At 61.4% G+C, this 19,325-nt stretch carries 12 protein-coding genes and 1 pseudogene; 9 read left to right on the top strand and 4 right to left on the bottom strand.

All coding sequences use genetic code 11. The features are described from left to right. Positions 1-35 precede the first annotated feature (35 nt). Entirely contained in the window at positions 36-1,532 is a 1,497-nt protein-coding gene (locus LB523_RS01600) for an aldehyde dehydrogenase family protein (RefSeq protein ID WP_224600671.1), read from the top strand. Between the two features lie 34 nt (positions 1,533-1,566). Here LB523_RS01600 and LB523_RS01595 read toward each other — a convergent pair whose 3' ends face one another. The 4 genes from LB523_RS01595 to uxuA form a co-directional block, all read right to left on the bottom strand. Beyond that, the gene (locus LB523_RS01595) at positions 1,567-2,628 is read right to left on the bottom strand and encodes a maleylacetate reductase (RefSeq protein WP_224600670.1); all 1,062 of its coding nucleotides are present in this window, start codon (positions 2,626-2,628) and stop codon (positions 1,567-1,569) included. 270 nt (positions 2,629-2,898) lie between these two features. Further along, positions 2,899-3,891 carry a cell division protein FtsZ gene (ftsZ, locus tag LB523_RS01590; RefSeq protein ID WP_095769817.1) on the bottom strand — a complete coding sequence of 331 codons (993 nt, stop codon included), beginning with the start codon at positions 3,889-3,891 and terminating at the stop codon, positions 2,899-2,901. Between the two features lie 221 nt (positions 3,892-4,112). Further along, on the bottom strand, positions 4,113-5,153 hold the full coding sequence (locus LB523_RS01585; RefSeq protein WP_224600669.1) for a proline racemase family protein: 1,041 nt from the start codon (positions 5,151-5,153) through the stop codon (positions 4,113-4,115). 134 nt (positions 5,154-5,287) lie between these two features. Continuing rightward, positions 5,288-6,472 carry a mannonate dehydratase gene (uxuA, locus tag LB523_RS01580; RefSeq protein WP_224600668.1) on the bottom strand — a complete coding sequence of 395 codons (1,185 nt, stop codon included), beginning with the start codon at positions 6,470-6,472 and terminating at the stop codon, positions 5,288-5,290. A 168-nt stretch (positions 6,473-6,640) separates the two neighbouring features. Here uxuA and LB523_RS01575 point away from each other — a divergent pair. From LB523_RS01575 to LB523_RS01540, 8 genes and pseudogenes are all read left to right on the top strand, one after another. Beyond that, a pseudogene (locus LB523_RS01575) lies at positions 6,641-7,425 on the top strand (SDR family NAD(P)-dependent oxidoreductase). Between the two features lie 1,037 nt (positions 7,426-8,462). Continuing rightward, the gene (locus tag LB523_RS01570) at positions 8,463-9,794 is read left to right on the top strand and encodes a UDP-glucose dehydrogenase family protein (RefSeq protein WP_224522961.1); all 1,332 of its coding nucleotides are present in this window, start codon (positions 8,463-8,465) and stop codon (positions 9,792-9,794) included. 1,083 nt (positions 9,795-10,877) lie between these two features. Then, positions 10,878-11,306 carry a hypothetical protein gene (locus tag LB523_RS01565; RefSeq protein ID WP_224600667.1) on the top strand — a complete coding sequence of 143 codons (429 nt, stop codon included), beginning with the start codon at positions 10,878-10,880 and terminating at the stop codon, positions 11,304-11,306. 397 nt (positions 11,307-11,703) lie between these two features. Next, positions 11,704-14,442 carry a non-ribosomal peptide synthetase gene (locus LB523_RS01560; RefSeq protein WP_224600666.1) on the top strand — a complete coding sequence of 913 codons (2,739 nt, stop codon included), beginning with the start codon at positions 11,704-11,706 and terminating at the stop codon, positions 14,440-14,442. After that, positions 14,439-15,422: an NAD(+) synthase gene (nadE, locus tag LB523_RS01555; RefSeq protein ID WP_181174700.1), complete on the top strand. Its 984-nt coding sequence runs from the start codon at positions 14,439-14,441 to the stop codon at positions 15,420-15,422. The genes LB523_RS01560 and nadE overlap by 4 nt, the downstream gene beginning before the upstream one ends. A gap of 2 nt (positions 15,423-15,424) precedes the next feature. Then, positions 15,425-17,443: an asparagine synthase (glutamine-hydrolyzing) gene (gene asnB, locus LB523_RS01550; protein WP_224600665.1), complete on the top strand. Its 2,019-nt coding sequence runs from the start codon at positions 15,425-15,427 to the stop codon at positions 17,441-17,443. Then, entirely contained in the window at positions 17,440-18,993 is a 1,554-nt protein-coding gene (locus tag LB523_RS01545; RefSeq protein ID WP_224548571.1) for a class I adenylate-forming enzyme family protein, read from the top strand. Before asnB ends, LB523_RS01545 begins: the two co-directional genes overlap by 4 nt. 54 nt (positions 18,994-19,047) lie before the next feature. After that, positions 19,048-19,314: an acyl carrier protein gene (locus tag LB523_RS01540; protein WP_095768673.1), complete on the top strand. Its 267-nt coding sequence runs from the start codon at positions 19,048-19,050 to the stop codon at positions 19,312-19,314. Positions 19,315-19,325: the final 11 nt, after the last annotated feature.

Raw genomic sequence — 19,325 nt, 5'->3', positions numbered from 1 at the left:
GTAATAGTCGCGTCGGAATTCATGAGGAGGAGACAATGACGCTGAACTTCGACCCGAGGGCGAAGGCCGCCATGCTCTACCATGGCGAATTCCGGCCGATGTTCATCGGCGGCAAGTGGGTCGCGGCGCAATCCGGCCAGCAGATGCAGGCGCTGAACCCGGCGACGGGCGAAGTGCTGGCGACGGTGCCGCGCGGCGGAGCCGCCGATATCGACGCTGCGGTGGCCGCGGCACGCGCGGCCTTCGAGGGCCCCTGGTCGAAATTCTCGCCTTATGAGCGGCAATGCGTGCTTCTGCGGATCGCCGACCTGTTCGAGAAGCATTGGGAAGAGCTCAGCGTCTCCGACACGCTCGACATGGGGTTGCCGATCACCCGCACGCTGGCCAACCGGCGCCGGGTCATCGGCATGCTGCGCTTCTATGGCGGCATGGCGACCGCGCTGCACGGCGAGACGATCGACAATTCCATCCCCGGCGAGATCGTCACCTTCACCCGGCGCGAGCCGGTCGGCGTCGTCGGCGCGATCATTCCCTGGAATGCGCCCACTGCCGCCTCGATCTGGAAGATCGCGCCGGCTCTGGCAACCGGCTGCACCATCGTGCTGAAGCCGTCGGAGGAGGCATCGCTGACGCCGCTCTTGATCGCGCGGCTGATGCAGGAGGCCGGCGTTCCAGACGGCGTCGTCAACATCGTCACCGGGACCGGCGCCGAGGCCGGCGCGCGCCTTGCCGAGCACCCGGATGTCAACAAGATCGTCTTCACCGGCTCGACGCTGACCGGCCAGGCGATCGCCCGCGCCGGCGTCGCCAACCTCAAGCGCGTTTCGCTTGAGCTCGGCGGCAAGTCGCCGATCATCGTCTGCCGCGACGCCGATATCGACAAGGCCGTGCCGGTCGCGGCGATGGCGGTGTTCCTGCATTCGGGCCAGATCTGCATTGCCGGCTCGCGCCTGTTCGTGGCGCGCGAGATCCATGACGAGTTCGTGCGCCGGGTCGCCGAGTTTGCCGGCAAGCTTCGCGTCGGCCACGGCATCGAGGCGGAGACGGAAATCGGGCCGCTGATCAATGCCAGGCAGGCCGGCAAGGTGGAGAGCTACATCAAGGCGGGCAGCGACGAAGGCGCCAAACTGGTCGCCGGCGGCTCGCGGCTGACGGGCGAGCTCTATGACGGCGGCAACTTCATCGCCCCGACCGTCTTCGGCGCAGTGTCGGACAAGATGACGATCGCGCGCGAAGAAATCTTCGGGCCGGTCATCTCGGCGATGCCCTTCGACACGCTGGATGAGGTTGTCGCGCGTGCCAACGCGACGCCTTACGGTCTCGCGGCCGGCATCTTCACCACCAATCTCGGCGCCGCGCACAAGCTCGCACGTCGCGTCAAGGCCGGCTCGGTCTGGGTCAACATGTATCACGCCATCGACCCGGCTGTGCCGTTCGGCGGTATGAAGATGTCCGGCTACGGCCGCGAAGGCGGCATCGAGCATCTGCACGAATATCTGGAGACGAAGGCGGTCTGGATCCAGACCGACTGATATTCAGGTGCGGCCGCCTGGGACGCTCGGTTTCTCAGGCCTGCGGCGGCTCGCCGGCATAGGCGCGCGCGATAAGAGCCCGGATCGGTTCCCGCTCCAGCGCCCGCGGATTCCAGTACGGATTGGCCAGCGCGCGGTCCGCCGCGATGTCGATCCCCTCTGACGGCATGCCTATCTCAGATAGAGCGCGTTTAGCGCCGATCCGGCCGGCGAGATCGTAGAGAGCCATGGCAGGATCGTCCGCCTTCAGCACGGTCCCCAGGGTTTCCATGACGGCCGGAATAGCGGGGGCGTTATAGGCCAGCGCATGCGGCAGCACGATCGTATGGGTCTCCGCATGCGGCAGATCGAAACTGCCGCCGAGCGTGTGGCAGAGCTTGTGGTGCAGCGCCATGCCGACCGAGCCGAGGCAGATGCCGCAGAGCCAGGCGCCGTAAAGCGCCTCGGAGCGAGCGTCGCGGTCATGCGGGTTCCCGGCTATGACCGGTAAGGCGCGCACCAACGCGCCGATGGCCTCCACGGCCATCAGATTTATTACCGGGTTGCTTTCCCTGGCATAGAGCGCCTCGACCGCATGGGCGATGGCGTTCATGCCGCTCGTTCCCGACAACGCGGCAGGAAGCGTCATCGTCAGGTCGACGTCGTAGATCACCACTTCCGGCAACACCTTCGGGCTAGACTGGGTGACCTTCACGCCATCCTTTGTCTCGCCGAGGATCGGCGTCATTTCCGAGCCGGCATAGGTCGTCGGCATCACGATCTGCGGCAGGTCGGTGCGCAAGGCGATCGCCTTGGCGAGGCCCGTCGTGGAGCCGCCGCCGACCGCAACCAACCCGTCGGCCTGCAGCTCCGCCACGACCCGCAGCGCGTCCTCGGTCACCGACACGGGCGTGTGCATCGTCGCCTTGGCGTAGATCCCGGCAGCGGTGCCGCCCAGCGATCCGGCAAGACGCCGGGCATCAGCCTCGCGCGGCGGCGTTGCCAGCACGAGCACGCGTTTCAGCCCGAGCCGGTCGATCTCTTCCGGCAATGTTGCGATGGTGCCAGATCCGAAGACGACGCGTGCCGGCTGGCTGTTATAGACGAAGCTTTTCATCGAGCCTCTCCTCCGTCAGCCGCGATTCTCGACACGCAGCAGGAAGGGATTGATGCCGACGCTTTGCCAGACATTGGCGGCATTGAACGGATCGGTCAATTAGTGTCCAATATGGACAGACGCTAGCCGGATGCCGTCGTGACGGCTTGCGACGAAGAGGCGCGCTGACCGGCAGCATGCGCGGTCCGGGATTGTCCGCGGCCGGAAGCGGATATTGACCGATCGCGTCGTGCGGTCGGGAACAAGCGCAGCCGCGAGATCGCCGTGACGTCAGGCGATCCGCTGCTCGAACTGCGCGATGTCCGCGCTCTTGCGCAGACCCGTCGCGACGACGGACACGCGGAACTTTCCGGCCAATGCGTGGTCGAAGATAGCGCCGACGATGATGTCGGCATCGGCGTCGACTTCTTCCCTTATCCGTGTCGCGGCTTCATCGACCTCGAACAGCGTCATGTCCATGCCGCCGCAGATTGATACCAGCAGCCCCCTGGCGCCGGACATGGAGGCTTCATCGAGCAGCGGATTGGCGATCGCCGCCTCGGCTGCGATCTTGGCGCGCCCCTCCCCGGAGGCCTCGCCGGTTCCCATCATCGCCCGGCCCATGTCGCGCATCACCGACTTCACGTCGGCGAAATCGAGATTGATCAGGCCTTCCTTGACGATCAGGTCCGTGATGCAGCCGACACCCGCGTAGAGAACGCGGTCCGCCATGGCGAAGGCGTCGGCGAATGTTGTCCTGGCGTCCGCGACCCTGAAGAGGTTCTGGTTTGGAATGACGATCACCGTGTCGGCGCTCTCGCGCAGCCGTTCTATGCCTTCCTCGGCCGCCTGGGTCCTGCGCTTGCCTTCGAACACGAAAGGCTTGGTGACCACGGCCACCGTCAAGATGCCGGCGTCGCGTGCGGCACGCGCAATCACGGGCGCGGCGCCCGTCCCGGTGCCGCCTCCCATCCCGGCGGTGATGAAGCACATATGCGTTCCCGCCAGGTGATCCATGATCTCGTCGATGGATTCCTCCGCGGCGGCGCTGCCGACCTGGGGCAGCGATCCGGCGCCGAGGCCCTCGGTCACATGCGCGCCCAGCTGGATCAGCCGCGACGACTTCGACATGGTGAGCGCCTGCGCATCGGTGTTGGCGACGACGAACTCGACGCCCTGCAGCCCTTCGGCGATCATGTTGTTGACGGCGTTGCCGCCGGCGCCGCCGACCCCGACAACGGTGATCTTGGGCCTCATCTCCAGGATTTCCGGCTTGGCGGTCATGTTCTCATCTTTCTACCGTAGGTACTGCTGCTCCGCCGCACGATCGTGCGGAACCGGAACAACGAGCACACGAATCAGGTGATCCCCACCAACCGCAGGGAATCAGAGCTGGCGCCTCCCTGCAAGGTCCGCTGACATTCTGCAAGCGCAAACGCCCCAGCTAAGAGCCGGAAAGCGTCTGGATGCTGGGATAATTTGAGTCGGCGTCTTTGCAGGAAATTCTATTGCGTCACCGAAGTCGAGGTGCCCCAGGTGTCCGACAGCACGTAGCCTTGCGGATACGGATCCGTCGGATCGAGGTAATAATTGTGCTCTCCTGTGATCCAGGCTCTGCCGGTTATTTGCGGCACGATCGCCTTGCGCCCTCCGATTTCGGTGAGTTCGAGGATCTTGCCGGTGAAGCGCGAGCCGATGATCGATTCATGGATCAGCACCTCGCCTTCCTTCATCTGGCCCCGCGCCTGCAGCACCGCCATGCGGGCCGAGGTGCCGGTTCCCGTCGGGCTGCGGTCCGAGCGCCCAGGCGAGACGATGCAGGTGTTGCGCGTGACGTTGCCCGGCCCTTGGAACGGCATGGCGAATTGCACGATGGACACGCCGCGCACATTGTCGAACTGCGGATGCACGACATCGAGCTGCTCGCGCGCCGCGCGGCGGACTTTCTCGCCGACCACGGCCAAGTCGCGAGCCTCGTCGGGCGCGACCGAGAAGCCGAGCGCGGGCGCATCGACAATCGCGTAGAACATGCCGCCATAGGCGATATCGGCCTTGATCGTGCCGAGCCCTTCCACCTCGATATCGGCATCGAGGCGCTCGGCGAAGGCTGGCGCGTTGCGGAAGGTGATCGACACGCATTTGCCGTCGCTGCATTCGGCGCGCACCTCGATGACGCCGCCGGGCATATCGAGCTTGAAGCGCGTCTCCGGCTCCTGCATCGGCACCATGCCGGTCTCGAGCAGCACCGTGGCGACGCAGATCGTGTTGGAGCCGGACATCGGCGGATATTCGGTTGGTTCCATGATGATAGCGCCTGCGGCGCAATCCTCGCGCGTCGAGGACACCAGGAGATTGACATGACGGGCAACGCTGCCGCGCGGCTCGCAAATCAGCATGCGCCTTATATGGTCGTGATCGCGTTCCATCGTGATCATCTTTTCCATCATCGTGCGGCCTGCCGGCGGCAGCACGCCGCCCACGATGACATCGCCGATCTCGCCCTCGGCATGGCAGCCGACGACGCGGATGCTGGTTCTGGTGCGCATTGCTTTTCTCCCCGTCCGCCGTGACTTGAGCTGCCTGCCGATGGCGGCCCGAAGGATACCCATCCCCCCTTGGCGGCGCCATTATGTCCTTGCGGATTCCAAGAGCCGGGCGCGAAGCCGAGCCGGTTTGGAAGTCAAGCCAGCCCGAACCGCTCGACGGCGCGCATGATGCCGCGCAGTTCGGCGAGGCCCTTGAGCCGGCCGATCAGCGAATAGCCCGGATTGATCCTTGTCTTACCGATGTCGTCGGCGAGCAGATGCCCATGATCGGGCCGCATCGGAATGCGCCAGTCAGCGCGGCCTTCCTTGCGGCGACGCGCTTCTTCCTGCATCAGCGCGAGGATGACATGCGCCATGTCGGTGCCTCCCTCGAGGTGCTCGGCTTCATAAAAGGAGCCGTCGCCCTCGATGGTGACGTTGCGCAGATGGACGAAATGGATGCGCTCGGCGAACTCCTTGACCATGGCGATAATGTCGTTGTCGGCGCGCGTGCCGTAGGAGCCGGTGCAGAACGTCAACCCGTTGGCCGGGCTGTCGACGGTATCGAGGATGAAGCGCGCATCCTCGGCGGTCGAGACGATGCGCGGCAGGCCGTAGAGCGAGAATGGCGGATCGTCGGGATGGATGCACATGCGCACCCCCTCCTCCTCGGCCACCGGGATGATCTCGCGCAGGAACCAGGCGAGATTGTCGCGCAATTCCTTCGGTCCGATTGCATCATAGTCAGCCAGGGCCTCGCGAAAGCTGTCGCGGTTATAGGCGCGCTCGGTGGCGGGCAGGCCGGCGATGAGATTGCGCTCGATCCTGTCGATCTTCTCGTCGCCGAGCTCCTTCAGCCGCGCTTCCGCCTCGGCGATGCGGGCAGGCGTGTAGCCGGCCTCGGCATTCCGGCGCTTCAGCACGAACAGATCGTAAGCCGCGAAATCGATCGCATCGAAGCGCAGCGCGTAACCCGTCGTCGGCAGGCGATAAGCCAGATCCGTCCGCGTCCAGTCGACCACCGGCATGAAATTGTAGCAGATCGTCGCGATACCGGCCTTCGCCAGGGCGCGGATCGTGTCCTTGTAGAAACCGACATAGCGGAGCCGCTCCGGCGAACCGATCTTGATCGAGTTGTGGACCGGAATGCTCTCGACCACCGACCAGGTCAGCCCCGCCGCCTCGATGATGCGCTTGCGCTGGAGGATGTTTTCCAGCGGCCAGACACGCCCGTCATAGATGTCGTGCAGGGCCGAGACCACGCCTGTCGCACCCGCCTGCTTGACATGATCGAGTGTTACCGGATCGTCCGGGCCATACCAGCGCCAGCACTGTTCCATTGCCGCTTTCCTCCGCGAGGTGGGCAACTTATTGTTGGAGGACAACGAGAGTCAAATAGGCCCGCGACAGGCTGGCTTACGCCTATCTGACGAGCCGCTATCTCGATTTCGGCCTGCGGTTCCAGACGGAAGAGCCGGCTTCCGAGATGTGACCAAAGGAGTTCAGCAATGAAGGATTTTGACGGCAAGGTCGCGCTGGTGACCGGAACGACCGGGATCGGTCTCGCAACTGCCAGGCGCCTCGCCGCCGGGGGCGCTGCGATCGTCGCCTGCGGCATCGACCGTTCGGCCAATGCCGCGATGCGAGCGCAGTTGGAAAGCTCCGGGGCCGGCGCGCTGGTAGTGGACACCGACGTCTCCGTGCCGGACCAGGTCCGCGGGGCCATCGCGGCCGGCGTCGAGCGTTTCGGCGGCCTCGACGTGATCGTCAATTCGGCGGCGGTCCATCCCTATGGAACCGCGACGACGACCGACTGGGAAACCTGGAACAAGGCGATGACGGTCAATGTCGGCTCGATCTATCTGACCGCCCATTTCGGCATTCCGGAAATGATCAAGCGCGGCGGCGGCGCCATCGTCAATGTCGCCTCGGTGCAGGGTTTCGCCTGCCAGCAGAACGTCGCCGCCTATGCCACCACCAAGGGTGCCATCCACACGCTGACGCGTTCGCTGGCGCTCGACTATGCGGCAGCCGGCATCCGGGTCAATTCGGTCAGCCCCGGCTCGATCCGCACGCCGATCCTCGAGAAGGCCGCGCGCGGCGACAACGGCAGCGATGCCGACGTCGAGGAAGCCTCAGGCGCTTCGGCGCGGCCCATCCGCTCGGCCGCATCGGCGAGCCCGAGGAAGTGGCGGAGCTGATCGCCTTTTTGTGCTCTTCCAAGGCCGGCTTCTGCACCGGCGCGGATTACAAGATAGATGGCGGCCTGACCGCCGGCATCGGCGTGAAGTGACCATGAAGATCGATCTTGGCCTTTACCGGGAGTCGCGCCAAAGAGGAGCGTTCCCGGCTCTATGCGCACGTCGCCGATCTAGTCGACGACCTTGCCACGCCGTGGCGCGTCAGCGCTGCTGTTGCTGCACCCCGACTGTCGGATCAGGCCACGAGTCGGCGCTGCCGACCGACACCAACCGCCTTCACCCGCTGGCTCCGGCTGGCGGTGGTCCGTCTATCAGATGCCTGTGGGTCTCGAAAATGCGTAACTTTTCAGGATATCCTAGCCGCAGCGTCGTGTTGCAGCGGGGGCATCTGAAAGTGGCAATCACCTTGAACCATGAGCCCTTGCGGATGATTGGATGCTCGCATCTTGGACAATCAAATCTGAGATATTCGTGATTTAAGCTCTCTGGGATCGGCAATCAAAACACCCCCGATTGATGCAGATCCCCCATCGCAGGTGATGGTGGGCATCCACGAACTGGCAATGAAGAGACTATGCTCGCCAGCACCCACCAATGGACTTCTCTGGAAGATGTTTCGTGGCCGGGACCTATGAGTTGCCGGGTAGGACGTTGGTCTCACGCAGGGTCCGACTGACGGACAAGCACAGCTGTTCGCGCAACAGCGCAGGCTCTCCCTCGTTGCCAAATCGCCTGCCGCACACGTTGCCAGTTTGCGCATTCCTGGGCACCCAGTAGCTGCCCGTCGGCTTCGGTCACGGGCTCTTTGTTACGCCGAATTTTAATCATGGGAAGCATTGCCTCTCCTGATGGTGCAGCACTCCGAGCAGTAGAAGAGCTGCCCGACGTCCTTCGTTCAAAGGGCGTAACCATTAGCCAGAGTTGATATAGAGGCCGCCAGCCGACTTTTTTAAAGTCGGTTAGGCCCGGCGGTTCATCCCGATCCACCCCAAAACGGCGGACTGTCGGGCCGCTCTGGTCGGCAGCGTCTCAAGAGCGGATATGACGCGGAGTGTTGTCGAACAGCCCACCTTTTCGGCATATCCAGCTTACCGGACCGCGGCCCGGCCTTTGACAGGAATAGAACCAAATGAATTTGACGGTGTTTGGGATTGGCTATGTCGGTCTCGTCCAGGCCGCTGTGCTGGCCGAGGTCGGCCATGAGGTGGTGTGCGTCGATATCGACGAGAAGAAGGTGGAGCGGCTGAACCAGGGCTTGGTGCCGATTTTCGAGCCGGGCCTGGAGGCTCTCGTCAGGGAAAACCACGCGGCCGGCCGCATCCGCTTCACCACCGACGCGGCGGCGGCGGTCAGGCATGGCCAGATCCAGATGATCGCGGTCGGCACGCCGCCCGGCGAGGATGGCTCGGCCGACCTGAAATATGTGCTGGCCGTCGCCGAAACCATCGGCCGTGAGATGGACAGCGCCAAGATCGTCGTCGGCAAGTCGACCGTGCCGGTCGGCACTTGCGAGAAGGTGAAGGCCAGGATCGCCGAAACGCTGAAGAGGCGCGGCCGCGAGGATCTCGCCTTCGACGTCGCCTCGAACCCTGAATTCCTCAAGGAGGGCTCGGCGGTCGCCGATTGCATGAAGCCGGACCGCATCATCGTCGGCACCTCCAGCGAGGACACCGAGATGGTGATGCGCGAGCTCTACGCGCCGTTCAACCGCAACCACGAGAAGATGATCGTGATGGATGTGCGCAGCGCCGAATTCACCAAATACGCCGCCAATTGCATGCTGGCGACCAAGATCAGCTTCATGAACGAGATGGCCAATCTCGCCGAGCAGCTGGGCGCCGACATCGAGGAGGTGCGCAAGGGCATCGGCTCGGATCCGCGCATCGGCTACCACTTCATCTATCCCGGCCTCGGCTATGGCGGCTCCTGCTTCCCGAAGGATGTGCGCGCGCTGATCAAGACCGCCGAGGGCGTCAAGTTCGACGCCAAGCTGCTGCGCGCCGTCGAGGAGCGCAACAATGCGCAGAAGTCGGTCCTGTTCGACAAGGTCAACCACTATTTCAAGGGCGCGCTCAGGGGCAAGACCTTCGCCGTCTGGGGGCTGGCCTTCAAGCCCAACACCGACGACATGCGCGAGGCGCCGGCGCGCACGCTGATGGAAGCGTTGTGGGCGGCCGGCGCCAAGGTGCAGGCCTACGATCCCGAGGCGATGCAGGAGTGCCAGGCGATCTACGGCCTGCGCGAGGATCTGCTTTTGTGCGGCACCAAGGAAGCGGCGCTGCGCGGCGCCGACGCGCTTTTGATCTGCACCGAATGGAAGAGCTTCCGCGCGCCGTCCTTCGACGCGCTCAAGGATGCGCTGACGACGCCGGTCATCTTCGACGGCCGCAATCTCTACGATCCCAAGGTGATCGCGCGCTACGGCATCGAATATTTCTCGATCGGCAGGATGGCGGCGTGAGGGCGCCAACCAGGCATCTTACTTCAACATGTCCGACAGGGCAGCTGTAGTTCCTATCCTTGTGGGCCGGAGCGCTTCTTCGGTTGCGCAGCCCACGTTCTGCTCTCAATCCGGCACGGGATCCCTACTTCCGAGCGCCTCGAGCATCGTTGAGAAGATGCTGCCGACCTCCTCCGAGATCTCTTCTGATCGAATTCCAGCCTTTTTTGCGTCGCTGGTTAGTCGCCTTGCAAGCTCTTGCGCTAAGATCGTGTCAGATGATGAATGATGCGGCAGATTGCTATCCATCCACTCCTGGAGGAATTTCAGGCCTCGTTCACTCACTGTAAAACCATTCCAGGGTTGTATCCATGATTAAGTGCAACCAAGCTTGACCAGTTTATCCACGCTATAATTTGTCACCGCCGGGATCGTTCCCTATTCAAACTCGCATATGGCTCATATTGTCCGCGCATGGAACGACGGCACGCCATCCGGCGGGGAATGGACAGGCTTTGGGAAGTCTACGACGTAGGCGACCAAAAAGTTTTGCTCGTTGACGGAATTCCTTTGGCGCATTTGCGGGTCGAAGAAGCGCTGGACGCTCTGGACCTGCTAGAAGGCGGCTTCCTCGTTCCAAGTGACACTCCCCTGGTAGGGTGAAGTGATTGTCGACAGCCGTTTCTTCCACGAATATCTCCGCGCCAGCTGCACACCTGCCACCCCGAGAGCACGCACAGGGTAGCAAATTTAGATACCCACCTGGTTCGTTCGCATGTTTCGCCCACAATTGGTCCGAACGGATATGTTCGTTCTGGCGAGACTGCGAAAACCTTGCTGGCTAGGCCCGGCGGCTAGCTGCTGCCACCCGCTGCTCCAGACGCCGTGTTCCCCAAACCGTTGCGACTCTCCTCTCGTACATAGCGCAACTAAACGCGTGGCTAGGTGAACCTTTTCACATCGCGGATGATCGGGTCCGCTGCGGCAACGCAGGCATATCCCGGTGTTGTTAGACCCAATGAGCTTTCACCTCCGACGCCCTCATTCATTTAGCCGATGCGCCGGCATGGCGGGGGTTCTAAGCGGGAGGATTGACGAGGTTAATTGCCGCGGCTTGAGAAAGCTCCAGCAGGCTCGATTGAAGGACTGACGCGTTTGCCGGCAACGGACACCTGCTCGCTGGTGGCGAGAATGACCTTTCCATTCGCGTTGGTGGGAATTGTTTTGTTAGCTCTGCTGCCCGGCGGTATTCTCGATATGCTGGGCATGGGTTTCACGTTCAGTCACGACAAGCTCAATCATGCGGTCGCCTTCACGACCTTGGGGGTCCTCGGCGGTCTCGGTTGGCCCAAGCAAAAATTGAGGCTGGTTGTATTCGTCCTTTTTGTAGGGGCGGCGATCGAGGTTCTTCAGGCCACCCCGCTGGTGGCGCGGGACATGGACATGTTCGACTGGATTGCTGATTTTGCAGGCGCTATCTGCGGACTGGCCATCGCCGCGTGGACAAACAGGATCGCCGGCGGAATTCGCTAAGTGCCATCGATGCAAAACCGGTCGCATAGATTGCGGTATTTCCAAAAGACCGTCAGAAGAACAGCAACCGAGTCGATCGCGCGCTGCGCGCTGTAATTATCTTCAAAAATTTTCTCGGTGGATATCGTGTAGCGAGTGGCTGAGCGCGACGTGTCTTTTGGCAAACACAGACCGCGGCGCTAGACGAGCCATTCAGAATGCAAATCTGCCCCGCCCCGCGCCGCGGCATCAGCTCTCCATGTCGCATGGCTGTTCTTTAGTCTGACGCCCCGCCGCCATGAGGCGGACGCGAAATTTTTCGATGTACACCTCTAGCGTCGCCAGCATCATCAGAATGATCGATGAAATGGTTTGGGCGGGCGGCGATAACTGACGCTATCCATAGCGTGAGCCCGTCATGTCACCAGCCTACTCAGGATCGGAACTCGCGATTGAATATCCGCGGACGGATTCTCAATCGGCGGCAAATAACAAATGGACGAACGTCCCGGAATACGCTCTCGACCAAGGCGGCCCTGTCTTGCGCCCCTATCAGCGGATGGACGCTGATTATGCCGATGTCGCCATTGTCGATCATTTGAAAAATGTGGCCAGTCAGTATCCCGAAAAGCTGGCGATTACCGACGCAACCAACCGCTTCACTTATTCGGAACTCGTCTCGGCTGTCGAAGCACTGGCTAGCCGCATCCTCGCCATCACTCCCGCCGAAAACGCCGTCGGAATTCTTCTTGCGAATACGGCCTTCTTTCCGTTGGCGATGCTGGCGAGCATGGCCGCAGGGCGGCCTTTGGTACCCCTGAACACAAGGGATCCGGATACCAGGATCAATGCGATCGTGTCCGAGGCGCGGTTATCGACCATCATAGGGGATGGAGATGTCCGACCCACGGGCCTGCCGCGAACTGTCGGCTGGATAAATGTCTCGCCCCGCGGCGAACCGAAGAGCGATCGCGTTCACCAGCTCCATCCGGTATCCGTGGATGCCCCCGCGATCGTCCTTTACACTTCGGGCAGTACAGGTCGGCCAAAAGGCATCGTTAACAGTCAACGCAGCCTGCTATGGCGTGTTCAGCAATATGTAAACGCCTGTCACATCAATGCGCAGGACGTATTTCTGCCTCTCACGGGACCGGCCACTATCGCTGGGTGTCGAGAGGTGCTCGCCGCCCTTCTTACCGGCGCCACATTGCATCTTCTTGAGGTCGAAGCCGTAGGCTTGCGCGCGGTTTTACACCGGATGCAAGCCGAGGGAGTGACTGTCACTTACCTGGTGCCGGCTCTCCTGCGGGCGCTTATGGCGAACAAATCAGAAGACGCATTCCGCAGTCTCAGGGTGGCTCGGATCGGCGGCGAAAAGGTTTCATGGTCTGACATCAAGCTGCTACGCGACGCCGTTTCAAGCAACTGCCTGGTGCAGATCGGCTACTCGTCAACCGAGACGACAGGATCACAATGGTTTGTGCCGACCGATTGGCCGGAGCAGGCTGCCTCGGTTCCTGTTGGATGGCTCCTTCCAGGGATTAGTTTCGCGATCATCGACGAGCAAGGACGCCCGGTGCCGCCCGGCGGGACTGGAGAGCTTGTCATAAAAAGTCCGTATGTCTTGCTTGGCCATTGGGAGAACGGCGTCGTCGTGCCCGTGGCTGCAGACCCCGAGAACCCGTCCGTCCGCATCTTTGAAACGGGTGATCTCGTTCAACTGGACGACCATGGCCTGCTTCAGATCATGGGTCGCAAGGGACGTCAGATAAAAATCAATGGCCGACGCGTTGAACCCGCGGAGCTGGAGCGGGTTTTGCGTGGCGCGCCTTCCGTTGAGGACGCTGTAGCGATTGTGACGGCGTCAACGGAACTCATCGCCTTCGCCGTACCTCGCGGGCCGGCCACTTCCAACTTCGCGGACGATCTCCGCCATCTTGCGCGAACGACACTGCCGCCGCCTCTGTGCCCATTGAGACTGCACGCCATTGCCGAAATTCCACGCCTGCCGGGCGGGAAGGTCGACATGGCGAGGCTTGCCGAGTTGGACGGCGCAAGCGTGAGGCAGGACCGCATTGTCCAGGCTCCGAATACAGGACCCGAACGGACTATCCAGCAGATCGTGCAACGTGCCTGGACCAAGATTCTGAACACGCGCGTTGCCGCGGGACGTTGGGATGACGCCGGCGGCGATTCGCTGAAGCTGCTGCATTGTGTCATGGAGATCGAAAGCGTCCTCGGCCTGGAGATCGACCTTGAACCTTTCACCGTCGGAATGAATTTCGACGAAATGGTGAAGGCCGTCGCGGCCGCGAAAGCAGGTAACGAGCAGGCCAGTTCGCGCAAAGAGCATCCGCCAATTCTCTTCCTGCTCCCCGGGTCCGTCGGCTATGGCCCTAGCCTTGCCGCCTTCGCGGCCTCCATGGGTAGAACCGCCCGGGTTGTTCCGATCAGGTATCCCGCCCTGGCAATGATATTGCAGGGAAAAAACTCGGTCGCAGATATGGCCGAGGCCGCGCTCGACCAGATACGCCGCGCCCAGCCTGAAGGTAACGTACGACTTCTCGGCCATTCGCTTGGCGGCGTCGTTGCTTTTGAAGTTGCTTCAAGGCTGCTGGCTGTCGGGCGAAATGTGAAGTTTCTGGGCATCCTCGACACCAGCCTGCTCGGTGAACGGAGCACTTACCGAGAGACGGTCGTCCGCACAATTCATCGAATCCGAACCAATCGTATTACTGCCTACAGAATGGCTTGCCGCGCCCTTGCAAAAGTCGTGGTCCGAATGGGCTACGAGATGCAACTGGCCCGCTTGCTTGATCGCTATGCCCAGGAGAAATTCAACGCGACCAGCTTTAGGGCCAAGCTGGAGCTTCAGGAAGTTTTGAGGGCCAAAGCGTTTTTTCAGTGGCTCCAGACGCCAAGACCCCGGCTGCCGATCACCGGTACCCTATTTCGCTGCGCCCGTCCTGGAATGCCTCGCGCCATCGGATGGGACAATGCTTTCGCAGACCTGGATGTGATCCCAATCATTGGCACCCACATCGACATGGTCTCGGAGCCTAACGTGGCCTTCAACCGACCGCTCATCGAGGCGGCCGTGGCCCGAACTTATCTGCCAGAAGAATCTCGCCAGGGGGAGGAACGGTCATCGACGTGATCTCCGGGTTTGGCAAGGATGCCCTGGTGCTCGACGCTCGTGCGGAGGTCGATCGCATCGTAGAAGCCTTGCGTCGACAGGTCTTTGGTACACTCCGGCGCCGAGGCGTCGTTGTCGGCCTCTCTGGGGGCATCGACAGCTCCGTTGTCGCAGCACTCTGCGTCGGCGCGTTCGGGAAAGATAAGGTCCTCGGCCTATTCATGCCGGAATCCCATTCTTCCGGCGACTCGCTGCGGCTTGGCCGAACGGTTGCGTCGCAACTTGGTATCGATTCGATCGTTGAAGACATCACGCCTGCCCTGGAGGGCATCGGTGCCTATTCACGTCAGATCGAGGCGATCCGGACCGTCGTTCCCGCCTACGGTCAAGGCTGGAAGTGCAAGCTGGTGATGGCGTCGGTTCTGGAAAGCAACGGCATCAACATTACCAGACTGACGGTCGAGGATCCGGATGGCAAAGTCGACACGGTCAGACTGCCACCCGCAACCTATCTGCAGATCGTCGCCGCCACCAACTACAAGCAACGCGTGCGAAAGATGACGGAGTATTATCACGCGGACCGTCTCAACTACGCGGTGGCAGGCACGCCAAACCGGCTGGAACACGACCAAGGCTTTTTCGTCAAACAGGGCGATGGAATCGCCGACGTGCTGCCGATCGTCCACCTCTACAAGACGCAAGTCTATCAACTTGCGGAGTATCTCGGGATAGACCCTGAGGTGCGGCGCAGGCCACCAACCACGGATACGTTCTCCATGGCGCAAAGCCAGGAGGAGTTCTATTTCGCATTGCCATATCACCTGACGGATTTGTGTCTCTATGGCCTGAACCACGGCATTTCTGCCAACGAGATCGCAGCGGTCGCCGGCCTCACTCCCGACCAGGTTCAGAAAGTCTTCAAGGACATTGAAAGCAAGCGGCGCGCAGCGCGTTATCTTCACGCGAGACCCCTGCCCGCCGTCGAGATGGACGAGGGCTGAGCGTGTGCGGCATAGCCGGAATCGTGGCACTGGACGCTACCGCGGCGCGGCCTTCGCGCGAGGCGCTTCTGCGCATGGCGGGGTCGCTCGTGCATCGCGGTCCGGACGAACACGGCCTCTACCGCGACAATCGCGCGGGGCTGGCCCACGCACGCCTTTCAATTGTCGACCTTTCGAATGGGCAACAGCCGCTTGCCGACACGAGCGGCAAGACCTGGATTGTCTTCAACGGCGAGATTTTCAATTACGTTGAGCTTCGCGAGAAGCTGGTCGCGCTCGGTCATCGCTTCCGCACCCGCAGCGACACCGAAGTGGCAGTTCATGCATATCGCGAATGGGGTGACTGCGCTTTTGAGCGGATGAACGGGCAATGGGCAATCGCGATCTGGGATTCGCTGGCCGGCCGCCTCGTGCTATCGCGCGATCGGTTCGGCATATGCCCCCTGCATTTTTGCGAGCACGCTGGGCGCCTCTATTTTTCCAGCGAAGTGAAGGCCATTTTCGCGGCCGACGCGGCTTTGCCGCGAGCCTTCGATCCAGCCGGCATTGATCAGACGTTCACTCTCTGGACGGTGGTTCCGCCGCAAGGCGTATTCAAAGGGGTCCGGGAACTCAAGCCTGGCCACATTCGGGTCTATGAGAACGGAACCGTTCGTGAGCAGGCATTCTGGAAACCCAGCTATCCGGAGGCGTTCGACGAACGCCATGAATTCCCGGGGGCGCTCGATGATGCCGTGGACGAAGTGCGCGAGGCTCTGCAGTCCGCGACGGCGCTGCGGATCGACCAGGCCGATGTGCCTGTTGGCTGCTACCTGTCTGGCGGACTCGACAGCTCGCTTGTCGCCATGATGGCAAGCCGCATCGCCGGCGACCGCTTCCAGACGTTTTCGCTGCGGTTTGCCGATGCTGAATATGACGAGACCAGCTACCAGCGATTGGTGGCAGGCGCGACCGGCAGCGAGCACCACGAGGTGACGGTTTCCCGCAGCGATATCGCCGATGTCTTTCCGGAGGTGATCTACCACACCGAACGTCCGATCCTGAGGACCGCGCCGGCGCCACTGCTTCTGCTTTCAAGATTGGTACGCGAGCACGGAATCAAGGTCGTGCTGACGGGCGAAGGCGCGGATGAAATGTTCGCTGGCTACGACCTGTTCCGGGAAGGGAAGGTGCGCCGTTTCTGGGGGCATCAACCATCCTCGACGAGACGCGCGCGATTGCTGGAACGCCTGTATCCCTATCTCACTCGTTCCCCGGTGCATCAGCAAGCAATGGCGCGTCAGTTCTTCGGACATGATATCCATGCCCATGATGCGCCAGGCTTCGCACATGGTACCCGTTGGCGCACGACCAGCGCTCTCAAGCGGTTGTTTTCAGCCGACATGAAAGCCGAGACGGAACCGTACAACGCGGCCGCCGCGTTCCTTGCGCGCCTGCCCGACGAATTTTCGCGCTGGGACTCTCTGGCACAGGACCAGTATATCGAAATCCAGACTTTGATGTCCGGCTATCTGCTCTCCTCGCAGGGAGACCGAATGCTGATGGGCAACTCTGTCGAAGGGCGCTTCCCGTTCCTCGACGATGACGTTGTAAAACTCGCGAACTCGCTTCCAGCCAAATACAAGCTGCGCATTCTGGACGAGAAGCATGTGCTGAAGCGGGTGGCCGAGCCGATCCTGCCGCCGGAAATCATCGCCCGCAAGAAACAGCCCTACAGGGCGCCGAACGCTCAATGCTTCGTTGCCGACAATGCACCAGCCTATGTGCGCGAGGCACTTTCGGAAAGAGCGTTGCGCGACGCAAATGTCTTCGATGCGGAGTCGGTCGCGCGCCTGCTGGGCAAGTGTCGAGCCCGGACCGTGGACCAAGATCTTTCCAATTCCGACAACATGGCGCTGGTGGGCGTGCTCTCCACGCAGCTTCTTCACCAGCAGTTTATCGCAAGCCGCCCCATCGGCAGGCAGAAGATCGAGCTCAGCGTCGACGTTGACCATGAGATCAAGGAAGAGGTGTTGGCATGATGCATGGAGCCATACCGCTGTTGCACGACTATCTCAGGCACTCGGCCGACCGGCTGGGTGACAAGGTGGCGCTGGTCTGCGGCGGGCAACGCGTGACCTATGCCGAGATCGAGACTCGTGCCAACAACGTTGCGCAACACCTGGCTGACGCCGGAGTGACGCGCGGCGATCGCGTGATGATCTTCGCCGACAACACCGTCGAGACGGTCGTCAGCTTCTGGGCCGTGCTCAAGGCGAATGCCGTGGTGTGCATCGTCAATCCGCTGACCAAGAGCGACAAGCTTCATTACCTGCTCAACGATTGCCTGCCAGCCGCGCTGATAACGGACAACCATCTGACCTCGGTCTTCAGTGAGCCGGCCCGCAACTGCCCGTCACTGCGCCGGATGATTGTCTCCGGGCCTATAGATGACGCCGAGTTGATGCAACTGCCTCATGCGGTTCGCTGGGATGTTGCGATTGCCGGCAACGGGGAGGCACCGGCGCGCCGATGCATCGACATTGATCTCGCCGCCATAATCTACACGTCAGGTTCTACCGGCGAGCCCAAGGGCGTGATGCTGACGCACACAAACATGATGGCGGCTTGCACCTCGATCGCATCGTATCTTGAGCTCGGCGAAGACGAAGTGATCCTCAATGTCCTGCCCTTGGCATTCGATTACGGCCTGTACCAGATGATCATGGCGTTCCGCACTGGCGCCCGTCTGGTGCTTGAACGCTCGTTTGCTTTTGCAGCGCAGATCCTTGGACTGATCAAGCAAGAACGGGTCACAGGTTTCCCCGGCGTGCCTACTATTTTTGCGGCGCTCTCGGAGCTCAAATCGCTGAAGGATCAGGATTTTTCGAGCATTCGCTATGTTACGAATACCGCGGCCGCCCTGCCGTTGAAGCATATTCTCATGCTCCAGGACCTTTTTCCGAGCGCGCGCATCTATTCAATGTACGGGCTCACCGAGTGCAAGCGTTGCACCTACCTGCCGCCAGAGGACCTTGAACGAAAGCCGTCGAGCGTCGGGATAGCCATCCCGAACACGGAAATGTGGATCGTCGACGACGACGACAAGCGGGTCGGCCCCGACGTCGTCGGCCAGCTCGTCATCCGCGGCGCGACCGTGATGAAGGGCTACTGGGGCAAGCCAGAGGCGACCGCAAGGAAGCTTAAACCTGGTCCTCTGCCCGGTGAACAGGTCCTCTACACCGGCGACTACTGTCGGATCGACGCGGAAGGGTACCTTTATTTCGTAGGTCGTGGCGATGAGATCATCAAATCCCGTGGCGAGAAGGTCGCGCCCAAAGAGGTTGAGAACGCGCTTGTTGGCATTCCAGGGGTACGGGAGGCCGCCGTGATAGGCGTTCCGGACGAACTTCTTGGGCAGGCGGTGAAGGCGTTCGTCGTGATGGAGCAAGGGAAGTCCATCGACGAGAAACAACTGCAGAAGGAATGTCAGAGGCGCCTGGAAAATTTCATGGTCCCAAAATCAATTGTCATTGTACCCAGCCTGCCGATGACAGATACGGGAAAACTTAAGAAGACGGCTTTGTCATGAGGCGTTTTCCGCGAGACTTGGCGTCAATTTTCTTGTTTTAACCGGGGAAGCAAAATGTTGTCCAGCGAAGACAGGATAGAGACTTACAGCGAGAAAATTCGGGGGTTTCTGGCGTCCAACTTCTATGTTGCTGACGCTGAGGCTCTGGAAAACAATACGTCCCTGCTCGACCAAGGTATCGTCGACTCGACGGGAGTCCTGGAAGTCATCGGATTCATTGAGGAAACCTTTGGCATTGTCGTCGAAGACAGCGAGCTTCTGCCTGAGAACCTCGATTCCATCCAAGGGATTGCACAATACGTCATCCGAAAAAAGAACTGATCATAGCTGTC

The sequence above is a fragment of the Mesorhizobium sp. ESP-6-4 genome (assembly GCF_020164735.1).
GTDB lineage: Bacteria > Pseudomonadota > Alphaproteobacteria > Rhizobiales > Rhizobiaceae > Mesorhizobium.
This window is presented reverse-complemented; position numbering and strand designations above follow the sequence as displayed.